Genomic DNA, 26,653 nt, shown 5'->3' on the forward strand with positions numbered 1-26,653 from the left:
GGCGCGGGATACACACGAACGGATATGGAAAACCGAACCCACGCGGCCGACGTCGCGGCCGGCGAGACGGCCACGGTCGCCGGCTGGGTCCACGAGATTCGGGACCTCGGCGGCATCGCCTTCCTGATCCTTCGGGACAAGACGGGTAAGCTCCAGATCAAGTTCGAGAAAGACGAGATGGACGACGACCTCGTCGAGACGGGACTCGGCGTCCACCGCGAGAGCGTCGTCGCCGTCACCGGCGCCGTCGAGGAGGAACCGCGCGCACCGACGGGGCTGGAGATGGTGCCCGACTCCGTCGACGTGTTGGCCGAGGCCGACCCCGAACTCCCGCTCGACCCGTCGGGGAAAGTCGACGCCGAACTGCCGACGCGGCTGAACAACCGGACGCTCGACCTCCGCAAGCCCGAAGTGAAGGCCATCTTCGAGATTCGAGCCGAGATTCTGCGCTCGGTTCGCGAGTACTTCCGTTCGGTCGGCTCCACGGAGATCAACACGCCGAAAATCGTCGCCACAGGGACGGAGGGCGGCACGGAGCTCTTCCCGATCACCTACTTCGGCAAGGAGGCGTTCATGAACCAGTCGCCACAGCTGTTCAAACAGCTGATGGTCGGCTCCGGGCTGGAGCGGGTGTTCGAGATCGGCCCCATCTTCCGCGCGGAGGAGCACAACACGCCCCGCCACCTCAACGAGGCGACGATGATCGACTTCGAGTCGGCCTTCGTCGACCACCACGAGGCGATGGACGTGTGCGAGGGGACGCTCAAAGCCGCCTACGAGGGTGTCGCCGAGAACTGTCAGGAACAGTTGGAACTCCTCGGCTACGACGACTTCGAGGCGCCGAGCGACGACTTCCCGCGGCTCACCTACGAGGAGGCCATCGAGCGGATCAACGCGACGGGCGAACTCGACACGCAGTTGGTGTGGGGAGACGACCTCTCGACCGAGGCCGAGAAGGCCCTCGGCGACGACGTGGGCGGCCACTACTTCATCACCGACTGGCCCTCCGAGATCAAGCCGTTCTACATCCAGGACTACGACGACGATCCGCAGTTGTCGAAGGGCTTCGACCTGATGCACCCGCGGATGGAACTCGTCTCGGGCGGGCAGCGTGAACACCGCTACGACGAACTCGTCGCCGGGTTCGAACAGCAGGGGCTCGACCCCGAGCAGTTCGACTACTACACCCGGATGTTCAAGTACGGGATGCCGCCCCACGCCGGGTGGGCCTACGGCGTCGAACGCCTCGTGATGACGATGCTGGATCTGGACAACATCCGCGAGGCCGTCCTCTTCCCGCGGGACCGGCAGCGGCTGAGCCCGTGACGCCGTCGGGCACGGCTCCAGCGCACCGATGACCGACCCGTCGACCGCGTTCGTCCCCGGCCACGTCACCGGCTTCTTCAGCCCCTGCCCCGCCGACGATCCGGCGCGGGCGGGGTCGCGCGGCGCCGGCCTCACCCTCACCGACGGCGTTCGGGTGACGGTCCGCGAGGCGGCGGACGCCGACGACGGGCCACTCATCACACTCGACGGCGATCCCCTCTCGATGCCGCCGGTCGAGGCGGTTCTGGGGGGGTTGGACGTGAGCGACCGCGCGCGCGTCGTCGCCGAGAGCGACCTACCGCTGGGGACGGGGTTCGGCGTCTCGGGCGCGATGGCGCTCGGGACGGCGCTGGCCGCCAACGACCGATTCGGCTGTGAGCGCTCCGTGAACGACCTCGTGACGCTCGCTCACTGCGCGGAGGTGGAGGCGGGGACCGGTCTCGGCGACGTGGTGGCGCAGGCCCGCGGCGGCGTCCCGATTCGGCTCGATCCCGGTGCGCCGGGCCACGGCCGCCTCGATGGGGTGCCCGCGGCCCGGCGCGTCGAGTACCTCACTTTCGGTGACCTCTCGACGGCGGAGGTGCTCGCGGGCGACACCGACCCGCTCGTCTCGGCCGGTGCCGAGGCGCTCGACCGACTGGTCGACCGCCCGACGCTCCCGACGCTGGTCGCGGCGTCGCGTCGATTCGCCCGCGACGCGGGCCTGCTCACCGACCGGGTGTGCGAGGTGGTCGATGCCGTCACCGCGGCGGACGGCGAGGCGTCGATGGTCATGCTCGGGGAGACGGTGTTCGCACTCGACTTGGGGCTCTCGGACGCCGGGTTCGACGCCGACGCGTGTCGGACGTGTGACGCCGGGGCGCACCTCGTGGACTGATCGGCGCGCTTTTTTAGGGATTATCGGAAGTCATCGTAGATTCTCGCCGTGACGGTTCGGCGAGAATCTATGGACAGTTACGATAAGCCCTATTAGCCGCCACCGCCACCGATCCGGCATGGTTGAGGGCGACATTCCCGCGGACCACCCCCGCCACGACTCGCTGGTGACGCGCCACCGCATCGAGGACGGCGTCGACGCCGGCATCACCAGCAAGCAGGGCCTCATCGCGGAGGGCCGTGGCGAGGCGTTCGACTACCTGCTCGGCGAGCGCACGCTCCCGTCGGCGGACGAGGCGGCGCGGGCGGCAGCCGCGCACCTCCTCCTCGCCCGGCATCCCGTCATCTCCGTCAACGGGAACGCGGCGGCGCTGGTGCCCGACGAACTCGTCGCCCTCGCGGACGCCGTCGGCGCGGATCTGGAAGTGAACCTGTTCAATCGCACCGACGAGCGGATGCAGGCTATCGCCGACCACCTCCGCGACCACGGCGCGCACGAGGTGAAGGGGCTGAACGCCGACGCGCGCATCCCCGGCCTCGATCACGAGCGTGCGAAAGTCGACGCGGACGGCATCGCCGACGCCGACGTGGTGCTGGTTCCGCTGGAGGACGGCGACCGCGCCGCGGCGCTCTCCGACCTCGGCAAGGTCGAACTCGTCGTCGACCTCAATCCCCTCTCGCGGTCGGCGCAGGTGGCCGACGTGCCCATCGTCGACAACATCCTCCGAGCGATTCCGAACATTACTGCCCACGCCCGCGAGTTGGCGGACGCGGACCGCGCCACCCTCGTCCGGATCGTGCAGGCGTTCGATCCCGAGGCGGCACTGGAGGACGCCGAACGCGCCATCCGGTCGGGCGACCTCTAGCGCCTCACCGCGTGGACGCCGCTGTCGGCGCGCCTACCGTGCGTCGTCGATGGCGCGTTCGATGCGGTCGAAGCCGGCGTCGAGGCGATCCAGCCCGTTGGCGAAGCTGAGACGGAGCCAGCCAGCCCCGGCCTCGCCGAAGCCGTCGCCCGGCGCGAGGACGACGCCGTACTCGCGGAGCAGGCGTTCGGCCATCTCGAGGCTCGACCCCGGCAGGTCGGGGTCGAGGAAGGCGTAGAACGCGCCCTCCGGCCGGGGACAGGTCAGGCCGTCGATGTCGGCGACGCGGTCGACCACGTAGTCGCGGCGCTCGCGGAAGGCGTCGTACATCTCGGCGGCCGCGTCGTCGGCGCCGGTCAGCGCCGCGAGCGCGGCGTGTTGACTCACGCTCGGCGCACAGGAGGTGGTCGACTCCCGAATCTTCGTCGCCTGATCGACGATGTCGGCCGTGCCGGCGAGCCATCCGACGCGCCAGCCCGTCATCGCGTACCGCTTGGAACAGGAGTTGACGGTGAGGACGTGTTCGGGGTGGCCGGTGATAGCGGCGACACCCTCGGGGTCGCGGTCGTAGGCGAGGCCGAGATACACCTCGTCGGCGACGACGTAGGCGTCGTGGTCGGCGGCGGCGTCGACGACGGCGCGGATGGCGTCGGGGTCGAACGTCCGGCCCGTCGGGTTGTTGGGCGAGCAGAGGAGCACCAGCGCGGTGTCGGGACCGATGGCGTCGACGAGGCGGTCGGCGTCGAGGGCGAAGCCGTCTTCGGCGGGCATGGGGACGGGCGTGGGCATGCCCTCCGCCATCCGCGCCTGCACCCAGTAGTTGGGGAAGGCGGGGGTGGGGAACACGACGTCGTCGCCGGGGTCGACGGTACAGAGGGCGGCGAGGTGGAGCGCCTCCATTCCGCCGGTGGTGACGAGGATTTCGTCGGCGTCGACCCGGACGCCGTAGTCGCGGGCCATGTGATCGCCGATGGCCTCGCGGAGCGCCGGGAGGCCGGCGTTCGAGGTGTAGCCGGTGTGGCCGGAGCGCGCGGCGTCGCAGGCCGCCTCGGTGACGTGCGCGGGCGTGTCGAAGTCGGGTTCGCCCACCTCCAGTCGGACGAGGTCACCTCCGACCTCCTCCGCGAGGTCGAACATGTAGCGGATGCTGGAGCGCTCGACGGCACGGACGCGGTCGGTCGGACCGAGGGTCATATCCGCCGGTCGCGCGGCGGGACGAAAAGGGGTTCGGTCCCGTCAGCTACATGGCCCACGGCGACGACGATATGGCCGTGACGCGCACGTGGCCCACGATAGTAGCCTTTGTAAGTCATCGCACACCTGATCGCATGTCGTCTGGCGATCAGGTGTGCAAACAGTTCCAAACGCTACTATACTGCTTCGGCGTCTACCACTGGCGCGAGCGACTGCGGCGGATCGTCGTCTCGACGCTCCTGTTCGCGGCGTCCGTCGTGACGTTCCGCCGTGGTCGGCGCTGGCTCCGACTCGCCGCCGTCGCCGTCGCAGGCGGCGCACTCTATCGCGGCGCCGACGCGGCCCGTCGCCTCGTGTCGCCGGCCCCGTGGGCACTCGACCGTGCGAAGTACGACGGACTGGCGTCGATTCTGCCGCTCGACGACGTGGACCGCGCGCTCGACGTGGGGTGTGGCTCCGGGCGGTCGCTGGTGGGGTTGGCGCCGCACTTGCCCGACGGCTGTGACGTGATCGGCCTCGACGTGTTCGACGACCGCGTCATCCTCGGCAACGGCCCGCAGTTGGCGAAGCGGAACGGTTCCCGCGCGGGTATCGACGTGTCGCCGGTCGCGGGCGACGCCTCGCGGCTCCCCTTCGCGGACGGCAGTTTCGGCCTCGTGACGGCCTGCCGGGTCGCCCACGACATCCCCGAGGATCGGCGGGCGGCGGCCTTCGACGAACTCCGGCGGGTGTGTGCCGACGACGGAACGGTGGGGTTGCTGGAACTCCCGATCACACCCGACGGCGTCGGCGATTACGAGGCGTACTGGCGGCGGTGTCTGGCGGACGCCGGGCTGGAAGTCGAGCGAGTGACGACGATCGAACGGACACGGCGACCGGGGGAGCCGTACGTCGCCATCGCGGCGACGCCGGAGTGATCGGCGCACGCCGAATCGGCGGGCTTTAGGGTCGCATCCTCCAGTGAACACGTATGAGCCACGAGGAGTTCCCCACGGAGCGGCCAGCGGTGGTGACCTGTGGGTTGCCCTACGCCAACGGCAACCTCCACATCGGTCACCTGCGAACGTACGTCGGCGGCGACGTGTACGCCCGCGCCCTGCGCAAACTCGGACAGGAGACGGCCTTCGTCTCCGGGTCGGACATGCACGGAACGCCCGTCGCGGTCAACGCCGAACAGGAGGGCGTCTCGCCCGAGGCGTTCGCCCTCGATTGGCACGAGATCTACGAATCGACGTTCCCGAAATTCGACGTCGATTTCGACAACTACGGCCACACCCACGACGCGACGAACGTCGAGATAACGACCGAGATCGTGCAGGCGCTGGAGGACAACGGCCACGTCTACGAGAAGGAGATCATGGTGGCCTACGACCCCGAGGAGGAGCAGTCGCTCCCGGACCGCTACGTCGAGGGGACCTGTCCCTACTGCGGCGAACGCGCCCGCGGTGACGAGTGTGACGAGGGCTGTGGCCGCCATCTCGAACCCGGCGAGATCGAAGATCCCGTGAGTACGATCACGGGCAACCCCGCCGAATATCGGGAACAGACCCACAAGTTCTTCCGCGTCTCGGCGTTCCAGGACTACCTCTCGGAGTTCATCGACCGGTTGGAGGGGACGCCCAACGCCCGCAACCAGCCCCGGGAGTGGATCGAGGGGGAACTCCGCGACTGGTGTATCACCCGCGACATGGACTGGGGCATCGACTACCCCGAGGGCGAGGGCGCGGACGACCTCGTCCTCTACGTCTGGGTGGACGCCCCGATCGAGTATATCTCCTCGACGAAACAGTACAGCGAGCGGGTCGGCGCCGACGCGTACGATTGGGAGGAGACGTGGCGTGAGGACGGTGAAATCGTCCACGTCATCGGTCGCGACATCATCCAGCACCACACGGTGTTCTGGCCCGCCATGTTGCGGGGTGCCGACTACAGCGAACCCCGCGCCGTGATGGCGAGCGGGTTCATCACGCTGAACGGCAAGGGGTTCTCCACCTCCCGCAACCGCGCGGTGTGGGCTGACGAGTATCTCGACGAGGGGTTCGATCCCGACCTCCTGCGCTACTACCTCGCCACCAACGGCGGCTTCCAGCAGGACGTGGACTTCTCGTGGGAGCGCTTCCGCGAACGCGTCAACAACGAACTCGTGGGGACGGTCGGCAACTTCGCGTACCGCGCGCTCCTCTTTGCCCACCGGGAGTTCGAGGGGACGCCGGACGCGGACCTCTCGGACGAGGTTCGGGAGCGCATCGAGACGGCAATCGACGACTTCGCGGCCGCCGTCAACGACTACTCGATCCGGGACGCAGGCGACGCCGCCGTCGCCCTCGCGGGATTCGGCAACGAGTACATCCAGCGCAACGAGCCGTGGAACCTCGTCGACGACGACCCGGAGCGCGCCGCACAGGTGATCCGCGACTGCATTCAGATCGCGAAGGCGGTCGCCGTCCTCTTCGCCCCCGTCGCGCCCGGCACCTGCGAGCGCCTGTGGTCGCAGGTGGGCGGCGAGGGTTCGGTCCACGACGTGACGGTCGACGCCGCGCTCGAACCCCCCGCGGCGGACCTCGACGAACCGGACGAACTCTACGAGAAGATCCCCGAGGAGCGAGTGGAAGAACTGAACGCGAAGCTAGAGGAGCGGGTAGCGGACGCGGAAGCAGAGACGGAATCCGACGACGAGAGTGATTCAGCAATGACCGACACCGACTTCGACCCCATCGAATCCGACCGTATCGACTTCGACACGTTCCAGGACCTCGACATCCGTGTCGGGGAGATTCTGGAGGCAGAAGGCATCGAGGGCGCGGACAAACTCGCGCGCCTCGTCGTCGACATCGGCGTCGAGGAGCGCCAGATCGTCGCGGGCATCAAACAGCTTCACGACCTCGACGAACTGCCGGGGACGCGCGTGATCGTCCTCGCCAATCTGGAGAAGGCCGAACTGTTCGGCATGGAGTCGAACGGGATGGTGCTGGCCGCGGGTGAGGAGGCCGACCTGCTGACGACGGTCGGAGACGCGGTGCCGGGCGAGCGGGTTCGATAACGCCCCGCTGGTCCTTCATCAACGTTTCTCGCCGCCGACCGCTTTTTTACTGCCTCCCGTCGAAGGGGCGGTATGCGACGAGCGAAGATCGTCTGTACGTTGGGCCCCGCCTCCGACGACCGGCAGACCATCCGCGAACTCGCGGACGCCGGCATGGCCGTGGCCCGACTCAACGCGAGTCACGGCACCCACGAGGACCGCGCAGAGTTGATCGACCGCATTCAGGACGTGGACGCGGCCATTGACGACCCGCTCTCCGCGATGCTCGACCTGCAGGGGCCGGAGGTGCGGACGGCCGCAATCGACGACCCTATCGATCTGCCGACCGACTCCACGGTCCGGTTCGTCGAGGGCGATACGGTGACGACGGAGGAGGTCGGCCTCTCCTACGCTATCTCCGCCGTCGATCCCGGCGACACCGTTCTCCTCGACGACGGTCGGATCGAGACGACCGTCGAGTCGGTCGAGGGCGAGACCGTCACCGCCCGCGTCGTCTCCGGCGGCGAGTTGGGGAGTCGCAAGGGCGTGAACATCCCCGGCGTCGATCTGGATCTCGACGTGGTAACCGACCGCGACCGCCGCGACATCGAGGTGGCGGTCGAGCACGACGCGGATTTCGTCGCGGCGAGTTTCGTCCGCGACGCCGACGACGTGTACGAGGTCACCGACGCCATCGAGAACGCGGGCGGGGACATCCCGGTCATCTCGAAGATCGAGCGGGCAGGCGCGGTCGATCACATCGACGAAATCGTCGAGGCGTCCTACGGCGTGATGGTCGCGCGCGGCGATCTCGGGGTGGAGTGCCCGCTCGAACACGTTCCGATGGTACAAAAGCAGATCATCCACAGCGCGCAGGACGCGGGCGTGCCCGTCATCACGGCGACGGAGATGCTGGACTCGATGGTCCACTCCCGGCGGCCGACACGGGCGGAGGCCTCGGACGTGGCCAACGCCGTGTTGGACGGGACGGACGCGGTGATGCTCTCTGGCGAGACAGCTATCGGTGACCACCCGGTGCGTGTCGTCGAGACGATGGATCGCATCGTCCGCGAGGTGGAGGGGAGCGACGAGTACGACGAGACGCGGGAGGGACGGGTGCCGCCAGCCGCGGAGGGCTCCCAGACCGAGGCGCTGGCACGGGCGGCCCGGTATCTCGCCCGTGACCTCGGCGCCGCGGCCATCGTCGCCGTCTCCGAATCGGGGTACACGGCGCGAGCGACGGCGAAGTTCCGGCCGGGTGTCCCCGTCGTGGCGACGACGCCCCGGGATCGGGTCCGCCGCCAACTCGCCCTCTCGTGGGGCGTCGACGCCCAGTACGCCGCCTACCGCGAGGACATCGATCAGATGATCGACGCCGCGGTCGACGCCGCCATCGACGCCGGTGCGGCCGAGAGCGGCGACACCGTCGTCGTCCTCTCGGGGATGATGACCGAGTTGGAGGGGACCAACACGACGAACATGCTGAAAGTCCACATCGCGTCGGAGACGGTGGCGACGGGGCGGAGCGTCGCACGCGGTCGGGTCACCGGTCCAGTGTTCCGGTGTTCGGACGGCGACCTCTCGGACGCGCCGGCGGGCGCTATCGTCGTCCTCCCGGCGACGTTCGACGGGGAGTTCGCCGGCGACACGGGGAAGATCGCGGGCATCGTCGACGCCCGGCCGGGGATGACGAGTTACGCGGCGCTGGTCGCGCGGGAGCGTGGCGTGCCGATGATCAGCGGCGCGCCCCTGCCGGACGAGGTGGCAGACGGGACGACGGTGACGCTGCACGCCGACCGCGGCGTCGTCTACGAGGGCGACGTGACGCCGCGCGAACATCAGCGGTAGGCCGGTACCCCTTTCCGTCACTACCTGCTACTCCTCCCTATGAGTGCGCTGTCCGACGACGACCGCGACGACGACGAGTCGCCGTGGCGGTTCGCTGTCGACGAAGTCGGCGAAGACGCTCCCGAGCCGGAGACCATCGAACCCGAATCGCCCGAACTGGAGAACGTCGTGTTCGTTCTGCTCGGCGTGGCGCTCTCCGGATTCATCTTCTACGCCGCCCTCGGCAGTTTGTAGGGTCGCTGATGCCCCGAGTGGTCGAACTGATTGCGGGCGAGCCGACGACCGCCCAGACCTAAAACACATCTAGAGGAATATGTACGACACTACTATACGCGCGGAGGCAGAGCGTACTGTAGCATGTTAGCACGTGACGTAACGTACGTCGAGAAAGCGTGTGCCTACATCACCAGAGACGGATCGGAGGTGCTGGTGTTCAGGGGACCGGGCCACGACGGGTTCCAGATTCCGAAAGGGACCGTTGAACCGGGTGAAACACCGCGAGACGCCGTGTACCGCGAGGCAATCGAGGAGAGCGGGCTGGCGACCTTCGAGCGGGTCGACCACCTCGTCACCGACGTGTGGACGCGGCGGGAGTCGCCGCCGAAGCGGTACGTGCGCCACTTCTACCACGCCCCGGTCCACGAACCCCGAGATTCGTGGACCCACACCGTCACGGGCACCGGCGACGAACGTGGTGCGGAGTTCGAGTTCTCGTGGCTCGACCTGTCGGCCGACGCGCCCTTCGCCCTCGATCTCGACGACTATCTGCACACGCTGACGGGGGTCGACGGCCCAGTCGTGTCGGAAGTAGTCGCCGATTGATCGCGTCACACCGATCCACGCGCACGACGGGACCGACTGAAACGCTTCGGTCACTGCCGAAGACGGCGTCGACACGTTATCAGTACTGATGTGGAGAGACGAATCCGATGGCAGGCAGACGACGGCGCTCCATCGGGAACGCGAATCAGCCCCATCGAAACGCCATTAGACGGCTATTCTCTCCACGTATCCGCTCGTCATCGGGACTCGAAGTGCCGCGACTGCCGAGTGACCTGGTGGGGCTTGGGATCGGCATCGAGAGTCCGGATCGGGGACCGCTATGGCTCGCGCCCGACCCGAACGAGCGACAGGGCGAGAACCGTTCCGATCGTCGAGAACGCCGCGAGTACGACGAACATCAGCGACACGGACGCGTAGGTGAGGACCGTCCCGGCGACCGCCGCCCCGAGGGCACCGACGCCGAAGATGGCGAGGTAGGTGTAGCCGAACGAGAGTCCCCTCGATTCGGGAAGCGAGTACTTCGCGATGGTCGCCTGCGTGAGCGGTTGCGTGGCGAACAGAGCGAATCCGAGCGCGAAGCTCGCGACCAACAGCCCCGTGAGACCTAGCTGTGCCGCGGGGACGAACGCCAGTGCGATGACCGTGAGGACCGTCAGCACCAAGATCAAGGCGCGGTCCGGTTCGATCAGTTCCGTGAGTCGCCCGCTCAGATACTGGCCGCCGATGCCGACGGTCAACAGACCCGTGTAGAGATACTGGGCGAGGTCGAACTCCTCGGCGACCGGACTGTCGGGGTCGAATATGCCGGGGCGAACGTCGCCGACAGCTGCCATCAGGAAGTCCCCGAGCAGATCCGGAAGGAACGTGAGGACGCCACGATAGTAGAGGCCGTTGAATGCGACGATCACGCAGATCAGCAGGAAGCCGAGGGTGAACAGGCGACGCGTCTCGCCGACGAACTCGGCGAGTGAGGTTGGCGAGTGCTCCCGGGATCCACCGTCGGTCGCCTCCACGGCGGCCACGGGATCGAACCGGATGGTCAGGCCGACGAGCGTGGCCACCAGCGCCGGAACAGCGAGGATCACCACGGCGATCCGCCAGTCGAAGGCGAGCAACAGGAGCGCGGTCACCAGCGGCCCGCCCGCGATACCGACGTTCCCCGCCATCCCGTGGTAGGCGAAGCCTCGTCCGCGCTCCTCGATGCCGTTGCTGATGAGTGTCAGCCCGGCGGGGTGGTAGACACTGGCGGCGATCCCCCAGACCGCCAGTGCGAGCGTCACGCCCACGACACCGGGGGCGAGACTCAACAGCAAAAACGAGAGTCCCATGCCGGCCAGACAGGCACTGATCAGCACGCGCGAGCCGAATCTATCGACCAGCAACCCGCCCGGCAGTGCCCCGATACCGAACAGTCCGTAGCCGACCGCGGCCGCGACCCCAAGCACCGCCGCAGTGGTCGAGAACTCCAACAGCCACACCGTCATCAGGATCGGTATCGACAGTTCGTAGGTGTGCACCATCGCGTGCCCGACCATGACGAACCCGACGATAGATCGATCGTTGTCGTCCACAGCCACCGATACGTGGACCGTTCAGTTACTTGTTCTCGTCGACCAGCGCTACTCGCGCGGCGCTTTCGCTACGCCATCACGAATATATGAACTCAGATATAGCTACGTCGGACGGTCCTTGGATCGGACAGTCGAACAGTGCCACCTGCCGACACACCGACCGACAGCGACGTTCGTGCAACGCCAGAGTGGACTGGGGAGACGGCCGTCCGAGACGTTTATCACTCCGCGCCCACTCGTTTTCTGGGGATATGGACGACTTACGCACGGGATTGAGCTACGGGGACGTGTTGCTGGTCCCGAAGCGGTCGCCGGTCGACAGCCGCGACGAGGTCGACCTCTCGACGGTACTCACACCCTCGATCCGGCTGGACACGCCGCTGGTCTCCGCGGCGATGGACACCGTAACCGAGGCCGAGATGGCGATCGAACTCGGACGAGCCGGTGGGTTCGGCGTCGTCCACCGCTTTCTGACGCCTGTGGAACAGGCTGTGCAGGTCGAACGGGTGACGGCCGCGGGCGAGCAGGTGGGTGCGGCCGTCGGGATCAACGAGGACTACGTCGCCCGGAGCGCCGCCCTCGTCGAGGCCGGCGTCGACGCCCTCGTCGTCGACGTGGCGCACGGGCACCTCGAACGGACGCTCGACGCCGTCGCGGCGCTCGCGGCGGAGTTTCCCGACACTGACCTCGTCGCCGGCAACGTCGCGACCCCCGCGGGCGTCGAGGATCTCGCCGCCGCGGGGGCGGACTGCGTGAAAGTCGGGATCGGGCCGGGGTCTCACTGCACCACCCGGAAGGTCGCCGGCGCGGGTGTGCCACAACTGACCGCCGTCGACGACTGCGCGGCGGTGGCCGAGGAGGTCGGCGTGACCATCTGTGCCGACGGTGGCATCCGTACCTCCGGCGACGCAGTGAAGGCGCTGATGGCCGGCGCGGACACCGTCATGCTCGGCAGTCTCTTCGCCGGCACCGACGAGGCCCCCGGCGCAGTCGTCGACGTCGACGGCACGCAGTACAAGCGCTCGCGGGGGATGGCGACGACGGCCGCGGCCGAGGACCGCGACGACAAGGGCGGCGACGTGACCGCCGACGAGGGCGTCGAAGCGCTGACGCCCTACAAGGGGTCGGTGCGGAGCGTGGCCGAGGAGTTCTGTGCCGGCATCCGGTCGGGCCTGTCCTACTGTGGCGGCCACACCATCCCGGCCGCCCGCGACCGGGCCGAGTTCATCCGCGTCGCCGACAGCGCGCGCGAACGCGAGGGCTTCCACGCGGACCACGACTGGGAGGGCGTGAGCGTGGACAGCAAGACCGAGGGGGCGTCGGGCGCCGAGCCGGCCGCCGAGAGCGACGATTGACGGTGGAATAAAACGGTTCGCGTGTCCATCGACGCGTATGCCCTCCCAACGCGCCGCGGCGAGTCTCCTCGTCGGCTGCTGTCACGCCGTGGGCCTCCTGTTCGTCGCCCACCACCTCGGCTACGCCGTCGGACCGGCGGCGTACACCGTCGTCGGCGCCGGCTGGCGGTACGCCGGCCTCGTCGTCGTGGCTGCGGTGCCGGTCTGGCTCGCACTCCGCTACCGATTCGTCGCGCCACTCGCCGCCCTCCTCGTGACCACCGGCTACGTTCTCGGGATGGAACTCACACCCCCCGGGCCGACGTTCCACGACGTGGCCGAGTTCGAACGCCTGTCCGAACCAACCGGCCTCACCGTCGTCGAGAACGGCCTCTACATCGTCCGATACATGGTGAACGCGTCCGTCTGGACGCTCGGCTTCGGCCTCCTCGGCGTCGTCGAGGACGCGATGCGGACCGACTGGCACTGGCTCCCGTCGGTGTCGCCCTCACCGCTGTCGCGGCCGGCCGCGCAGCGACAGGCCGCCGAATTCGCCGCCGTCGGCGGCGTCGTCCACGCCGTCGTGATGACGTGGTTCGCGGTCCGTCTCGGCCTGACGGTCACTGGTGGTCTCGGGTGGGTGCTGTATCCTCTCAGCGTGGTCGGGATGTGGCTTCTCGCCGCCGTGCCGCTGTATCTCCTCGTCCGTCGGCGGCTGATCGCGCCGGCAACACTCCTGACGGCGTTCGTCCTCCTCGATGCACGCGCCGAGTTCGCCGCGAGCGTCGACGACCCGCACGCGCTGTACTTCGGCGGCTGGTTTCTCTCTCTGGCCCTCCTCCTCGTCGCCGGTGGCGTCGAGTACGGGGGTCGGCAGCTCGCCCTGGGACGACGGCTGGCGTCGTTGCGGTGACCGCGCGGTCGCTCGAACGGGACCGCACCGAGTACGTGGACGGCAGCGCTTCAGTCGAACGTGTACCGCCGATACCGCCGGAGTGCGTACCGATACGAGCCGTACGACACGCCCCCGGTCAGCGCGAGATAGACGCCGAGCCCCGCGAGCAGGAGGGGCGTGAGGACGAGATGGCCGGTGAGGACGTACCACGTGACGACCAACCCGATTACCGTCCCGCCGCCCACGACGAAGATGTACCCCATCATCACGAGCGTCGACGGAACGACCGTTTCGGTCCCCCAGAACTCCCGCTCCTCGTAGATGGGGTAGGCGGCGCCGAGGCCGACGGCGAAGGCCGCGGCTGCGAGGCACATGAGACTCCCCGCCGCCGCGAAGCCGACAGCGTGGGCCGGAGCCGTCCCGACGAGAACCGACGCGAGGGGCACGAGGACGGCGACCGGAACGCCGACGGCGAGGCCCGCCAGCGACCGCCCCCGGACGAGGGTGCGAGTGTCAGTCGCGGTCAGCAAGAGGAGCGGCATCTGCGGCCGGTCGTCGCCGAGCGGGTTCAACCCGAAGGTTGCGCCGGCGAGATACGTCCCGAAGCCGGCGCCGGCGGCGGCGACGAGCGGGCCGAGCGCGTCGCTCGACGACTGGGCGACTGTCGTGCCCAGCGGACCGAGGAAGAAGAGGATCATCACGAGGTGGGCGAGTTCCTGCGGGTGGCGCCGTGCGCGGAGGAGAAACGCCCACGCGACGCGGCCGGTCTTCCGCCACGCGAACGGTGCGGGGGCCGCGAGCCAGCCCGACGACGTGCGGGGCTGGCGGGTGCCGGCCCGTCCCGGTGCGTCGGTGAACCAGAGCCGGGACGCCTGCCGTGTCGCGACGACGAGGCCGACGGGCGTGAGCGCGAGTAGCCCGACGAGGACGATCACGGCGCGGAGCGATAGCGGCCGGGCCAGCGGCGTCCCGACGAACGCGAGCGCGACGTAGTCGACGACCGGCGCGACCGTGAGCGCCGAGACGAATTCGTCGACCGAGGTGCCCTCCCGGACGAGATACTGACCGACGAACTGTGACGCCACGACGACGACGGCCACCGTGAGGAGGCCGCCGATCTTCAGGGCGCGGCGGGCGCTCGGGAGACGACGGAAGAGGCGCAGGGTACCTATCCCGAGGGCGTACCCCCAGATGGCGGCCCAGCAGACGAGCGGGACGGCGACGAGCGCCGCCGAGAGGAGGAGCGACGGGGCACCGAGGCCCAGCGTGAACGCCGTCGCAAAGGCTGTCACGGGGATACCGAACCACAGCGCCAGACGCCCGATTTCGGCACTGACGAGGCCGAGGACGACGGCACGGGGATGGACGGTCGTCAGCACGAGGTCCGCGGCGTCGATCTGCCCGATCCGTTCGAGCGTCCGGAGGGTCGCGAGCGCCACGAGGAGGACCGGACCCGCCGTCGCGGCGGGGGCGAAGTACGGAATCGCGTCGGCCGACCGCGCCGACAGGCCGAGGACGTACGCCGTCGGGAGTGCGAAGAGGAAGTTACCGCCGAAAAAGAGGAGGGCGACGGCGAGGCCGGCGAGGCGGCGCTTGTTCCGGAGGTAGCCGCGGACGCTCCGAACGAACTCGGCGCGGGCGATTCGGCGGCCGTGACGCAGGTCGTGGCGGAGACTCATCAGCCGTCGGCCGCCGTGACATCGTCTGCATGCTCGCTCTCGCCGTCGCCCGCACCTGCCCCCTCACTCGTGACCGCGAGGAAGGCGTCTTCGAGCGAGCTGTGTTCGTCCATCTCGGCCCGGGCTTTCACCTCCGAGGGCGTCCCCTCGGCCACGAGGCGCCCCTCGAACAGGACGCCGATCTCGTCGGCGACGGCGTCGACGACCGGGAGGATGTGTGTCGAGAGGAAGATGGTCGTGCCGGTGTCTGCGAACTCGGTGACGAACTCGCGGATGCGGCGGGCCGCACGCGGGTCCAACCCCGACGTGGGTTCGTCCAGAAAGAGGACGTCGGGGTCGTGCAGAACGCTCTGAACGAACGCCGTCTTCTGGCGCATTCCTTTCGAGTACGACTCGATCCGCCTGTCGGCGTCGTCGGCGAGGTCGAAGCGGTCGAGGTAGTCGTCGATGCGCTCGCGGGCCCGATTCGGCGGAATGTCGCGGAGGTCGGCGACGTAGTCGAGTTGCTCGCGCGCGCTGAACTCGTCGTACAGCGGCGGCGTCTCGGGCAGGTAGCCGACGTGGGCGGCGAGGGCGCGCCGGTCGTCGACGGGGGTGCCACTGACGCGGACGGCACCCGACGTGGGCTGGGAGAGCCCGGTCAGGAGGCGCATCGTCGTCGTCTTCCCCGCGCCGTTCGGCCCGAGGAAGCCGTAGACGGTGCCGGCGGAGATGGAAAACGAGACGCCGTCGAGGGCGACTTCCGACCCGTAGGTCTTCCGGAGGTCGGTCGCCTCGATGGCGATGTCGGTGGAGGGCATCGCCCGGCCGTTCCGGCCGACGCTCCCTAATCGTTGCGGAGGCGTCAGTGACTCACGACTGAAGTCGTGGCTTGTCAGTGGACTCCCCTTCTGCCGTCGTGTTGACGGAGGCGTGGAACTCGCCGTTCAGGTTCAGCGTCCCTGACGATAGCGCACACTGACAGGGTGCGCCTCCACCCGAAGACTTCTGCCCCGAATGGAGACTTTTGAGCAATTTGCGAGCTATATTCTTGCTCGCGTTGTAATCGGCGTTCAGTTGGTATGCACACTTCTGACACACGAACTGGTGTTTCGACCGCCGATTGTTCTCGTGAGTAAACCCACACGACGAACACCGCTGGCTCGTGTACGCCGGACTCACCTGTGCAACCTCGATACCGGACATCTCGGCCTTGTATTCGACGTACTGGCAGAGGCGACGGAAGGCCCATGCGTGGAATCGCTTTGCACCAGCCATTCGATTACGAATATCGGTCAGGTTCTCGAACGCGACGTGCGTGCAGTCGTGGTCGCGTGCTTCGTCAAGAATCCGATTCGAGGCGCGGTGGAGTTCGTCCTGCATCCAGCGATGTTCACGGTCATTCATCGACTGTATCGACAGATGCGCCGAGCGCGTGCCTGTCTGTTGCATCGATCCGCGAGTCTTCTCGAATTCACGGCGTCGATGATTCATCTCGTCGGCGTTTCCGATGAACGCACCGGTCGAAGTTACGGCGAGCGAGCCGTCCACGTTCAGGTCAATGCCAAGGACTGTTCTGTGCTTGGCATCGGAAGAATCAGTCGTGGACTGCTCTTGCTCGTCACGTTCGACTCGACGCATTCGAGCGTGAAGGTAAAACGACTCTGTTGGCCGGTCGTACTGTACCGTTGACATACGGAACTCGTAGTCCTCGTTCAGCAGGTACTCACCAATCGGCGTTCCCGCAGTATCGTCGGGTATTATGTAGTCACACTCGACGCGACCGTTCACGGTCGACAGCGATACGTGGTCCCGGTGGAACGTCGCAGAACGTTTGTCGTAGACGATGCTCCAGGCATCGAAGTGCGGTTGACTCGTGTTCTCGCCGTTTTTGAGTCGAGCGACCCCACTTTTCGTGGCCTCGATAGCACGTCGAATCCCTTTCTGAACAAGGTTCGCCGTTAACTCTGTCTCGCCACGGAGTTGATCGTACAGGGCGCTCTCGGCTTTCTGTTTCGAGGTTATGGAGTAGACATTCTGACATCCCCATGCCCATTCCGCAGTAGTATTGGCACAGTAGAGGAACTGGTCTTTCGTCCGATGGAGGTCATCGCACCGCTCGTCGGGTACGTTGAGTTTGACTTGGACAGTGCGAATCATATCCCCCATCCGTGTTTTATATATCGACGTATTCCTTCATAATCATTGAGGTTAGCAAGGGGAAGAAGTCGCCCAGCGTGGATCAACTGCATCACAGGCTCGAAATTGGCGTCAACTGCCGTTCAAAGCACCTTTCGACCAGAACGAGCAGAACGTTCTCAGCTCACCCTGTGAGGGAAATCCCCTCATTCTAGCGTTCATGGTTGCACATTCAACAGCCTCACCGAGTATGCTGAATTTAGCACTTCGAGATTGTAAAATCATGATTAATGAAATCAGGATTTAGATAATTGCCAGAATCCCTCAAGTGAATCCGGAAACAGGAAATAGGCAAGCGATGGGTTGTCCGCGACGAGTACGATTACGGCTCGCTCAAACACAACATGACCGCCAAACTCACCAGCGTCGAGGCGACGCTTCCCATCGGACCCCTCGAACTACAGATTACCTACAAACTCTATCTGGGTGCGCCGAAGGACTTCGAAGATGCAGTACATCTCTATGCGATGTTCAAGGAAACGCTTAGCACCCCAGAACTCGAACGGTGGGTGACGAAACTCAACGTCGAGGACGACTATGACCGACTCGAACGCGCGTGATTCACTCGAGGCGACGCACGAACGGAACCGCGAGCAACGCCTCACTGGCATCAAACGCTGGGTTGACTACATCAAATCCCACGAGCCAGACGACTGGGGCGCACAGCAGAACCGTCTCGTCGACTCACAGCTCGAATCGGCCCGTCAGTCCGACATCGATATCGAACACCGCCAGCGCGTAGACCGGGCCGGTCGTGAACGTTCCCGCTAGCTGGTCGTCCGTGGGGCCCTCTCTGCCGAACGAAGCCGTCGATTCCGCCACTGTTCCACTGCTCGTTCTCCGGTGGAGCATCGCGATGATCGTCCCCGTCAGCAAGCGTCCGTCTCCGAATACATCCTCCGTCGCTAGCTGACGCTCGGCCGTCGTGGTGACGGTGCCATCATCCCGACCAGCCGCCGCGGATGTCGTCGGCGATTCGCTGGCGCCAGACGCTATACCCCCCGTCACACGCCTCACTCTCGTCGAGGTGGCGCACGAAGCCCTCGCCGGGCGACGGGAGTTCCTGACCGCAGAACGGGCACTGGTTTGGGTCTGTCCACGTTTCGCTCGCTGCCATACACGCACGGTCGCGTTGTAGGACTAAAAATGTATGTTCTAGCTGTTTTTGTGTGATATTAGTCCGATTATAACAGCTAATATGGCCAATATTCTTGTTGTCTCGTTTGTCTATTCCCCATTTCAGTGGAATTACTCAAATTCCCGTAGGTTGGGACGATGCGTTTCCGACTGTCGAGCGGCTGCGTCGGAGCCGCACGTGCAAGTTCATAATCGAGCCCCGCAAGGAACCGTCGGATTCCACCCACGGCTTTCGCCGTAAATAACTCACTCTGGGTGGACAGTCAGCGAGGGAAAATACGTCTCGTAAAAGTCACTATCGAAGCTGATCAGTGACTCAGCGTCGACGACAGCATGACCGCCGATGAGGAAGTCAGCGGCAATATGCTGGCCTGGCGCTAAGTCTTCCCCGCACTCCTCGCACACAACCTGTTGTTTGCGCCCGCAGGTCGGGCATTGAAGTCCGTCTGGTCGGTGTGACGTGTAGCGTTGAAACTGTTGGCCGGCCCGAAACAGTGCGTCGCAAGATGGCTCTCCCAGCTGGATACTGAAATCGGCGAGGAACTCGTTCAATTCGGATTCGGTGTTGAAATGGCCGTCAGCGGCAAGTTCGGCATAGACGATCGGCGCGATCACGAGTTTGCCCTCCTGATAGGCCTGCCGGAGGGTTGTCTCGCTCGCGTCAGTATGCGTATCTTCGTACAGGATCGCGAGCAGCGTGTTCGTATCGACTGCCGTGATCACGCGTCAGTCTCCCCCTCGACGTCGCTCTCTGCCTCCGAACCGATGTCACGGGGGTACTCCCCTCGAAGTCGCCGCATCCGCTCGGGCATCGTCTCGTCACTCTCAGCGCTCCCCCGGTACTTTTCGAAAGGGTCCCCACCCTCTGCCGTTGTCGGTTCGTGCTTCCGGATCGTATAGCCGGTGTCGGTCTCTTCGAACACGATCTCGTCGCCGGGCTCGATGCCGAGTGTCTCGCGGATTTCCTTCGGGATCGTAACCTGGCCCTTGGTCGTAACGCGTGGCATCCTCCGCCCAGCATATGAAGTAATACATAATAGGTATTACGGGTATTTTCGAACTTCGATACGTCGACACGCTCAGTCTCTCCAGAACGCACGCTGGCGGTCTTCAATCCCGTCCCCAGAACGCAAAGCGTTCTGGTGGGTGAACGAGACGATTCGCGTCTCGTCAACACCGTAAACAGCGAGATTCTCTCCTTGTAGGAAGATGGCTACGCTTCGAAACGCTGGAGCAATTGCGTGACGTAGGGGCTGTTCTCTCAACTACGGTGCAGGCTGATCGTCGTGATCAGTGTGCTCGCTTCCGCCCGGGTCATATGCCCGTTGCGGGCGTAATTGATGATCAGCCGTGGCGTCGGGACGATCCGCAGCCCCTGAAGCACAGCATGGATGAATGGAAAGTTCGTCCCGCCGAACTCGTCGGTCAGAAAGCCGTCAACATCGAGCGTGTTCGCGAGGACGATCCCGTCGGTTTCACCGTCATCGAGGCCGAACGTCGGCCGGGTGTCTGGGGTGTCGTCGCGCTCGCAGGGATCGTCGACCGTGTAGTGGCTGCGGGCTCGAGGACGTTGCTCGCAACGGCGGCGTGGATGTCCTGATACTGCGTAATGTCGCGGAGCTCCGCAACAACTTCCGGTGGCAGGAACACGTCACACGACGTGAGAAGATACTGAAACAGGGCCGGAACGTCGGTATTGACGGCCGCGTCGGCACGGGGAACAGCGAGGCTGACGAGCGCGCTGGTGTCGGCGACGACCGGCGCGAGCCGTTCCGGTCCCGGCCGACGAATCTCGACCAGGGCCACGAGGCCGAGCGCGGGGGCGAGCGGAACGAGCAGGAGCGGCGCAGCCTCCCACGCGAGCGCTTGGGCCGCGACCGCGACGGCGAGCGCACCCGACGCGAGCCACGTCCGGCGGTCACGCTCACTTCGTGCGAGCAGTTCGATGACTGCCAGCGCCGTGAGCGCGAGCCACACGTAGTCGAAGGCGTGGTGGTCGGCCACCCCGGGGGCAGTCCGGTAGGCGTGAGCCGGCGTGACGGCCAGGAGTCCAGCCGCCGCGAGGCCGACGCGCACGTCGCCGGTGAGTCGCGCGGCGGCGCCGTAGACGAAGGCGGCCGTCAGCACCGCCGCGACCACGGGATACCACGCGACGACAAATCCCGATCCCCACGTCCCCGCGCCGAACGGCCACGCCGCCACGGAAAGCGCCGCGACGAGGAGCGGTTCGCCCTGGACCGCCCGGTCGGGGAGCGACGGAAGCGGTCCGTTCAACAGCGCCTGATCGACCAGGTAGCGGTAGAGATAGGGGTCGTTCGAAGCGAGGACGATCCAATCGTCGCGGAACACTTCCTGAATCGTCGGGAGGCGAACGAGGACAACGAGCGCGAGGGCGAGCAAGAGGGCCGTCCGGACGGGGATGCGACGTTGTCGGTCTGCCCGATCCGCTGGCTCGTCGGACCACTTGGCTTCGCTCATCTCTTCCTCCACTCAAAATAGTCTGGTTCCTTCACCGCCATTCGACCGGACAGTGGGGATGCAGATACATATAGCCGCTCGTCTACCGAGATATGCCCGCGCACGATCACGTATCGCATAAGACGGAGCGCGTCAACGAATACCATCCAGAGCTGCCGGATGTACGCCACGTCGTACCGAAGTTTCCCGTCGGGCTCGGTACTCGTCACGTTGTTTATCTGTGCGAGGCCAGTCAGCCCGGGTTTGACGAACCACCGCTGACACCACGAGCTAACTTCGGATTCGATTTCGACCACCTCGTCGACCCACACTGCACGCGGGCCAACGACGCTCATCCGGCCGCTAAGGATCGTCAGCAACTGCGGGATTTCGTCGAGATGCGTCTTGCGGAGGATCCGCCCGACTCGAGTGATGCGGTCGTTTTGCTTGTCGTCGATAGGTGTCACGGACTCGCCTTCGGGAATCATCGTCCGGAACTTATAGACGGTGAACGTGTAGCCGAACTCAGCCGTCCGCTACTCCGCGTAGAAGACCGGCCCGCCATCGTCGAGTTTGATCGCGATAGCAATGAGGAACATGACCGGCACGAGGAGGAGGCCGACGAATGCGAACGCGATGTCGAACGCGCGCTTGAGAACGTGGCTCTGCCAGTCCCACAGTTCGACGTCAATGTCGACCAGTTCACCCGTTTCGAGGCCCGTCGTGAGGACCGTATCGGCGTGGCAGTGGTGGACTTTGGCGTTGACCCTCATGCGATGACACGTATCAAGCGACCCGAAACTCCTCCTGGTCCGGGTACTCGAAGGCGAAGACGACGGTGTCGATATCGCGGTCGATGAGTACGTCCTCGAGGCGAGCGAGACCGCCGAGACACTTCGACAGCACAATCAAAATCTTACTGGTCTGTTTGCTTTTCAATTAGTCGAAGGCAACCGGATGTGAGTATAGGGCAAAGAGTCCCCACCAAATCCACTGCTTCAGCGACGATTCGCTGATGACTTGAGGATGGTTTCGCCGGGCGCGGTCGTGGTACCGCCTGCAAGAACCACACCAGCGTTCAGACTCGTGTTGATACCGGTTTTCACGCCATCACCACACACAACACCGAACTTGCGTCGGCCCGTGGAAACACGTTCGCCTTTTACAGTACAGGTGACTGGTTCCTCGTCGTGTCGCAGATTGGCGACCGTCGTACCTGCACCGAAATTTACGTCACGACCGAGGATGCTATCCCCGACATACGAGAGATGACCAACGGTTGCGCCACGCATGAGTACGCTATTTTTCATCTCAACGGAATGGCCAACTGTTGTGTCGGGACCGAGTAGCGTTGTCCCCCGAACATACGCGTTTGGCCCGACAGTTTCCCCCTCTTGCAGGACTGCTGGACCCTCAATAACGACCCCCGAATCGACAGTGGCTCCTGATTCAAACAATGGGACCCCGAAGATCTGCATCTGCATGGACCTCTCCATGGATCTGTCGCTGACATTCTTCGAGTTTCCACTCATTCGCACAAATCCTACGCATTCTATGAGTTTCTTCCACCGAAAGAAACACGGCGTCTCCTTGAGAAGCTAGAGTTCTATTTCACGCCCAAGCACGGCAGCTGGCTCAATATGGTCGAAATTGAGTCCAGCGCACTCACTACTGAATGTCTCGATCGTCGTATTCCCGACGCAGCGACCCTCCGTGCGGAGGTCGCTGCGTGGGAGCGCACTCGAAATGAGGATGAGTCAGCTATCGACTGGCAGTTCACTGCCGAGGATGCACGTATCAAACTCCGTCAGTTATATCCCACAAATCACGCTTGAAGCGGCACTAGCGCTCGGTCAGCACACTATCCAGAGTATCGGGGTACGGTTCTCACGTTAGAGTGAAGACTACCTGTGCCGTGTCTCGAAAGTCATAGTGCAGAAAGTCCACTGTCACAACTGTTCGTAGGTCTTTTTGTCACACCGTTGGCTGCCACTCATACGATGGAAATCACCTCCTCATTGTGCGTGTAGTGAGGGTTGTCGTACTCCAAGGCACGCACTGGTGCATCGGTCAAGGTCAGTATAATTTTCACTCTATCGTATTTCTTTTATAATACGGGACTGAATCACTGAGTAATGAATGAAACCGACCATACGTCGGTAGGCCGGCGCGATCAACTTCATGCACTTCTACGGGTTGCCAGATACCGGCCGCAATTCACTATAGGGATTATTTTCGGAGGCGTCTTTGCGGCACTCTTAGAGGGTATCGGAATCGGATTCATTCTGCCCATCGTCGAAATCGTGCAATCATCGGGTGACCCGGCACAGCAGGCAGACGGGATCATACGAGTGTTCGTGTCCGTGTATCAGTTTTTTGGACTCCCGTTCAGTTTAGGATTCGTCGTTGCTGGCGTGAGTGCTGTCCTAATTGTTCGGTGGACGTTGACATTCTTCGTCCGATGGATGTGGAGCGCGCTAGCTATTGATTACACGCGATATCTTCAGCGTGAATCGTTCGACAATGCACTTGACGCACGTATCGAGTACTTCGATCAAGAAGGTTCAGACGACATTTTAAACGCAATTGTCACGCAGTCAGAGTACGCGGGCCGGACGATTCGATTCGTTATTAATTTCATCGAACAGGGATTCCTGACGCTGATGTATCTCGTGGTCGCATTTGCTATTGCACCGGTACTTGCGCTCGTTACTCTAATATTCCTCGGCGGCATTGCGGTGCTGTTTCGATATGTTATCGAACCAGGATACGAACTCGGAGATAAGGTCGCCGACGCGAACGAGCGGGTCCAGCAAGCCGCTCAAGCAGGGACACAAGGGATTCGCGATACGAAACTGTTCGGTCTGAAAAATGAACTCTTTGACGACTTCCGCGATAGTGTCAACCAGTACGCTGAGTCAAAGATCAGGCTACGACGAAACGAACAGGCGATACAAAACTTCTACAACCTCTTGACCGCAGTCTCCGTATTTATTCTTATTTACCTCGCACTCACGTTCGCGAACCTCTCACTTGGTGCATTGGGGGTATTCCTGTTTGCAATGTTCCGACTCGGACCAAAGGCAAGCGGCTTGAATTCAAGACTCTACCGGATTGAGAATAACCTCCCGCATCTCGTCCGAACGCAGAAATTCATTGACGAACTCGAACAAAATGCTGAACCAATGATTAATTCAGAGCCTGTACCAAACGAGATTCAAACTGTTGATTTCGATGATGTGTACTTCTCCTATGAGGGGCAGGAAGACGAAGCACTCGCAGGAGTATCCTTCAAGTTCCAAAAAAGTGAGTTTATTGGACTCATCGGACGTTCTGGAGCCGGAAAGTCCACAATCATCTCATTGCTTGTCCGTATGTACGAACCAGACTCCGGCGAGATTCGGGCGAACAATCGACCGATTCACGAGATGGACATTGACGAGTGGCGCTCACAAATTGCCGTAGTGCGACAAGATCCGTTCATCTTCAACCATACGTTGCGATACAACCTCACCATCGGAAATAGGAGCGTTTCCGAGAAGGAACTTGACCGCGTCGCCCAGATCGCTAGGATCGATGAGTTTTTCGACGACCTACCGAACGGGTATGAGACGCAACTCGGGGACGACGGCGTTAGGTTATCAGGTGGACAGCGACAGCGCGTCGCACTGGCTCGAGCACTGTTGAAAGACGCGGACATATTAGTGCTCGATGAGGCAACGAGCAACCTTGATTCGAATCTGGAAGAAGAAGTACAGACCGCTATTGAGAACATGAATCGCGATTACGCCATAGTAGGGATCGCGCATCGACTCTCGACCGTGAGGAACGCTGACCGAATTTATTCAGTGGATGATGGGAAGATCGTCGAGATGGGACAGCATGAGGAGTTGATCGACAACGACGGACAGTATGCTGAACTATACGGTATTCAGTCACAGGATGGTGGTACAAGAGATCAGTGATCCAGAGCAAGAGATGCTTTGAGGAGGATTCTCCACCTAAATACCAACATTGTCACCAGTCTATTCGGAAAATCTCAATTCGGCTCGATACAATCGAATAATTGTGTGATATTATCTATTTCTTTTTTGATATTATATTTTTGTTCAACAGCACGACGGCCATTTTTGCCCATTAGACAACGCTGAGACGGTTCATTGTACAATCGAACTACTGTTTCCGCAAATGACTCTGGTGAATGTTCAAATGTGATTCCGGCTTCTGTTTCGTTCAAAATACGCTTCATAGTCATGAGGTTAGATGATAGAACGGGAGTTTCAAACGCCATAGATTGAAATAGTTTGTTAGGAAGAGCTCGTTGCGACTCAGGATCATCAACAAAAGGAACAATTGTTAAATCGGATACATTGTAAAAGGAAGCAACCCGTTCGAAATCAACCCACCCAACAAATTCGACTGTATCCACAACTCCCTCCTTTAGTGCGGTCTGATGTAAGGATTGGACGTATTCATCTTGGCCGTCTCCAACCAAGACTAGCTTAACCTGTGGTATCTTTTCCTTAATCAAAGACATTGCTTTGATTGGGATTTCAAGTCCTTTCTGTGGGGAGAATCCCCCGATATACGAGATAATAAATTCATCCTCATACCCTAATGGTTCTACTGGCATATTGTCAAGACGATCTAGATCTGGAACATTCCTAACTACTTTTGCCGGCAAATCTCGCTTATTATATTTATTTAAATAATAGTCTAAAATTTCCTCACTCACAGTCACTAAACCATCCGTATAAGTGACTACATATTCCTCCATTCGTCTGAAACGCCACGCGGGCCGGAGAAAAATACCTGGCTTCAACTTCTGCTTATACGAATAATCCTCTTGCCAGACATCAACGGCGAAAGAATATATTTCATGTAGATCAGCAATAGTTCTAAGATTGTGCCACTTCGCCAATCTTATTGCAAGTTTCGCATGATGAACATCATGAAAATATATGAAGTCGTAATCATCATCATGTAATAGGTTATGCAGTTCACGGAGCCAGATGGGATCATACCATGTTGTTAAATACACGCCTTTAGATAGATACCAAGTTAGTTTTGAATCTGTACCTATTCGAGTTATTTGAACAGAATTCAAGGATTCATGCTGTTGTGATTGGCTCCCGCGACTACAGACCACGTGAACACTATGGCCCTTAGAGACTAGTCCCTCTGCTTCACGCCGAACACGGATATCATCCTTATACTCCCCCTCAAGAATCATCAAGATATGCATACCACAGACCCGAAACAACAAAGAATAAATCTTGCGGATATTATAATAACGTGTTCGCTCAGGGGAAGCACATTGACTCTATGAAAATCCTGCTACTAAGCCCCTGGCGCGTGAATCACCAAACAGGGGCTGAGTGAGATCGTGCACCAACAAGTGCAGTAAGCACGTTAGATTGACCGATCCAAGCACCGTGAAAGGATGAAGAAAATTGTGCCATAGAGCACGCATAGGTGTCTCTCTGATTC

23 protein-coding genes and 4 pseudogenes are annotated in these 26,653 nt (G+C 62.9%); 14 read left to right on the plus strand and 13 right to left on the minus strand.

Features of this window, described 5'->3' with window-relative positions:
• The first annotated feature begins 24 nt into the window (after window positions 1-24).
• The 3 genes from aspS to DU502_RS04755 all read left to right on the plus strand — a co-directional run bounded on the left by aspS (window position 25) and on the right by DU502_RS04755 (window position 3,068).
• Window positions 25-1,326: an aspartate--tRNA(Asn) ligase gene (gene aspS, locus DU502_RS04745; protein WP_121919534.1), complete on the plus strand. Its 1,302-nt coding sequence runs from the start codon at window positions 25-27 to the stop codon at window positions 1,324-1,326.
• A gap of 28 nt (window positions 1,327-1,354) precedes the next feature.
• Complete coding sequence (locus DU502_RS04750; protein ID WP_121919533.1) at window positions 1,355-2,203, plus strand: pantoate kinase; 849 nt, start codon at window positions 1,355-1,357, stop codon at window positions 2,201-2,203.
• Window positions 2,204-2,321: 118 nt separating this feature from the next.
• Entirely contained in the window at window positions 2,322-3,068 is a 747-nt protein-coding gene (locus DU502_RS04755) for a 4-phosphopantoate--beta-alanine ligase (protein WP_121919532.1), read from the plus strand.
• A 33-nt stretch (window positions 3,069-3,101) separates the two neighbouring features.
• On the opposite strand, the gene DU502_RS04760 is transcribed toward DU502_RS04755, so the two are convergent.
• Complete coding sequence (locus tag DU502_RS04760; protein ID WP_199722672.1) at window positions 3,102-4,262, minus strand: pyridoxal phosphate-dependent aminotransferase; 1,161 nt, start codon at window positions 4,260-4,262, stop codon at window positions 3,102-3,104.
• Window positions 4,263-4,396: 134 nt separating this feature from the next.
• Between DU502_RS04760 and DU502_RS04765 the strand changes: the two genes are divergently transcribed.
• The 5 genes from DU502_RS04765 to DU502_RS04785 all read left to right on the plus strand — a co-directional run bounded on the left by DU502_RS04765 (window position 4,397) and on the right by DU502_RS04785 (window position 9,951).
• The gene (locus DU502_RS04765) at window positions 4,397-5,179 is read left to right on the plus strand and encodes a class I SAM-dependent methyltransferase (protein ID WP_121919531.1); all 783 of its coding nucleotides are present in this window, start codon (window positions 4,397-4,399) and stop codon (window positions 5,177-5,179) included.
• Between the two features lie 53 nt (window positions 5,180-5,232).
• Window positions 5,233-7,302, plus strand: coding sequence for a methionine--tRNA ligase (gene metG / locus DU502_RS04770; RefSeq protein WP_121919530.1), 2,070 nt, complete (start codon window positions 5,233-5,235; stop codon window positions 7,300-7,302).
• Window positions 7,303-7,374: 72 nt separating this feature from the next.
• Complete coding sequence (pyk, locus tag DU502_RS04775) at window positions 7,375-9,129, plus strand: pyruvate kinase (RefSeq protein ID WP_121919529.1); 1,755 nt, start codon at window positions 7,375-7,377, stop codon at window positions 9,127-9,129.
• Window positions 9,130-9,168: 39 nt separating this feature from the next.
• A complete protein-coding gene (locus DU502_RS04780; protein WP_121919528.1) occupies window positions 9,169-9,363 on the plus strand; it encodes a DUF7312 domain-containing protein in 195 nt (64 codons plus the stop codon).
• A gap of 123 nt (window positions 9,364-9,486) precedes the next feature.
• A complete protein-coding gene (locus tag DU502_RS04785; RefSeq protein WP_121919527.1) occupies window positions 9,487-9,951 on the plus strand; it encodes an NUDIX hydrolase in 465 nt (154 codons plus the stop codon).
• A 278-nt stretch (window positions 9,952-10,229) separates the two neighbouring features.
• Here DU502_RS04785 and DU502_RS04790 read toward each other — a convergent pair whose 3' ends face one another.
• Window positions 10,230-11,483 (minus strand): MFS transporter, encoded by a 1,254-nt coding sequence (locus tag DU502_RS04790; protein WP_394338920.1) that lies wholly within the window; start codon window positions 11,481-11,483, stop codon window positions 10,230-10,232.
• A 251-nt stretch (window positions 11,484-11,734) separates the two neighbouring features.
• Here DU502_RS04790 and DU502_RS04795 point away from each other — a divergent pair, with 251 nt between their 5' ends.
• Window positions 11,735-12,838, plus strand: coding sequence for a guanosine monophosphate reductase (locus tag DU502_RS04795; RefSeq protein WP_121919526.1), 1,104 nt, complete (start codon window positions 11,735-11,737; stop codon window positions 12,836-12,838).
• 37 nt (window positions 12,839-12,875) lie between these two features.
• Window positions 12,876-13,730, plus strand: a complete 855-nt coding sequence (locus tag DU502_RS04800) for a hypothetical protein (protein ID WP_121919525.1) — start codon at window positions 12,876-12,878, stop codon at window positions 13,728-13,730.
• 50 nt (window positions 13,731-13,780) lie between these two features.
• On the opposite strand, the gene DU502_RS04805 is transcribed toward DU502_RS04800, so the two are convergent.
• From DU502_RS04805 to DU502_RS04815, 3 genes are read right to left on the minus strand one after another with little or no spacing between them, the layout of a single operon-like run.
• Entirely contained in the window at window positions 13,781-15,391 is a 1,611-nt protein-coding gene (locus tag DU502_RS04805) for a hypothetical protein (protein WP_121919524.1), read from the minus strand.
• The gene (locus DU502_RS04810; protein ID WP_121919523.1) at window positions 15,391-16,191 is read right to left on the minus strand and encodes an ABC transporter ATP-binding protein; all 801 of its coding nucleotides are present in this window, start codon (window positions 16,189-16,191) and stop codon (window positions 15,391-15,393) included. Before DU502_RS04810 ends, DU502_RS04805 begins: the two co-directional genes overlap by 1 nt.
• Window positions 16,192-16,243: 52 nt before the next feature.
• Window positions 16,244-17,539, minus strand: coding sequence for an RNA-guided endonuclease InsQ/TnpB family protein (locus DU502_RS04815; protein WP_121919522.1), 1,296 nt, complete (start codon window positions 17,537-17,539; stop codon window positions 16,244-16,246).
• Between the two features lie 374 nt (window positions 17,540-17,913).
• Between DU502_RS04815 and DU502_RS04820 the strand changes: the two genes are divergently transcribed.
• Together DU502_RS04820 and DU502_RS04825 are read left to right on the plus strand one after the other, a co-directional pair.
• On the plus strand, window positions 17,914-18,129 hold the full coding sequence (locus tag DU502_RS04820; protein ID WP_121919521.1) for a hypothetical protein: 216 nt from the start codon (window positions 17,914-17,916) through the stop codon (window positions 18,127-18,129).
• Window positions 18,107-18,340, plus strand: coding sequence for a hypothetical protein (locus DU502_RS04825; RefSeq protein ID WP_121919520.1), 234 nt, complete (start codon window positions 18,107-18,109; stop codon window positions 18,338-18,340). The genes DU502_RS04820 and DU502_RS04825 overlap by 23 nt, the downstream gene beginning before the upstream one ends.
• Window positions 18,341-18,509: 169 nt before the next feature.
• On the opposite strand, the gene DU502_RS18145 is transcribed toward DU502_RS04825, so the two are convergent.
• The 7 genes and pseudogenes from DU502_RS18145 to DU502_RS04855 all read right to left on the minus strand — a co-directional run.
• Entirely contained in the window at window positions 18,510-18,686 is a 177-nt protein-coding gene (locus tag DU502_RS18145; protein ID WP_166033629.1) for a DUF7501 family protein, read from the minus strand.
• 266 nt (window positions 18,687-18,952) lie between these two features.
• On the minus strand, window positions 18,953-19,429 hold the full coding sequence (locus tag DU502_RS04830) for a PIN domain-containing protein (protein ID WP_121919519.1): 477 nt from the start codon (window positions 19,427-19,429) through the stop codon (window positions 18,953-18,955).
• Entirely contained in the window at window positions 19,426-19,713 is a 288-nt protein-coding gene (locus DU502_RS04835) for an AbrB/MazE/SpoVT family DNA-binding domain-containing protein (RefSeq protein WP_121919518.1), read from the minus strand. The genes DU502_RS04830 and DU502_RS04835 overlap by 4 nt, the downstream gene beginning before the upstream one ends.
• 254 nt (window positions 19,714-19,967) lie before the next feature.
• A pseudogene (locus DU502_RS18955) lies at window positions 19,968-20,497 on the minus strand (hypothetical protein).
• A gap of 42 nt (window positions 20,498-20,539) precedes the next feature.
• A pseudogene (locus DU502_RS18960) lies at window positions 20,540-21,184 on the minus strand (STT3 domain-containing protein); the annotation flags it as partial.
• A 116-nt stretch (window positions 21,185-21,300) separates the two neighbouring features.
• Window positions 21,301-22,054, minus strand: a pseudogene (locus DU502_RS18635) (sugar transferase); the annotation flags it as partial.
• Between the two features lie 107 nt (window positions 22,055-22,161).
• Window positions 22,162-22,699: pseudogene (locus DU502_RS04855) on the minus strand (bifunctional sugar-1-phosphate nucleotidylyltransferase/acetyltransferase); the annotation flags it as partial.
• Between DU502_RS04855 and DU502_RS04860 the strand changes: the two are divergent.
• Both DU502_RS04860 and DU502_RS04865 read left to right on the plus strand, forming a co-directional pair.
• Window positions 22,675-22,998 carry a transposase gene (locus DU502_RS04860; RefSeq protein ID WP_241966790.1) on the plus strand — a complete coding sequence of 108 codons (324 nt, stop codon included), beginning with the start codon at window positions 22,675-22,677 and terminating at the stop codon, window positions 22,996-22,998. The pseudogene DU502_RS04855 and the gene DU502_RS04860 sit on opposite strands and share 25 nt — an antisense overlap.
• Before the next feature lie 300 nt (window positions 22,999-23,298).
• The gene (locus DU502_RS04865) at window positions 23,299-25,128 is read left to right on the plus strand and encodes an ABC transporter ATP-binding protein (protein ID WP_121919517.1); all 1,830 of its coding nucleotides are present in this window, start codon (window positions 23,299-23,301) and stop codon (window positions 25,126-25,128) included.
• A 74-nt stretch (window positions 25,129-25,202) separates the two neighbouring features.
• On the opposite strand, the gene DU502_RS04870 is transcribed toward DU502_RS04865, so the two are convergent.
• The gene (locus DU502_RS04870) at window positions 25,203-26,408 is read right to left on the minus strand and encodes a glycosyltransferase family 4 protein (RefSeq protein ID WP_121919516.1); all 1,206 of its coding nucleotides are present in this window, start codon (window positions 26,406-26,408) and stop codon (window positions 25,203-25,205) included.
• Window positions 26,409-26,653: the final 245 nt, after the last annotated feature.

The sequence above is a fragment of the Haloplanus aerogenes genome (assembly GCF_003856835.1).
GTDB classification, from domain to species: domain Archaea; phylum Halobacteriota; class Halobacteria; order Halobacteriales; family Haloferacaceae; genus Haloplanus; species Haloplanus aerogenes.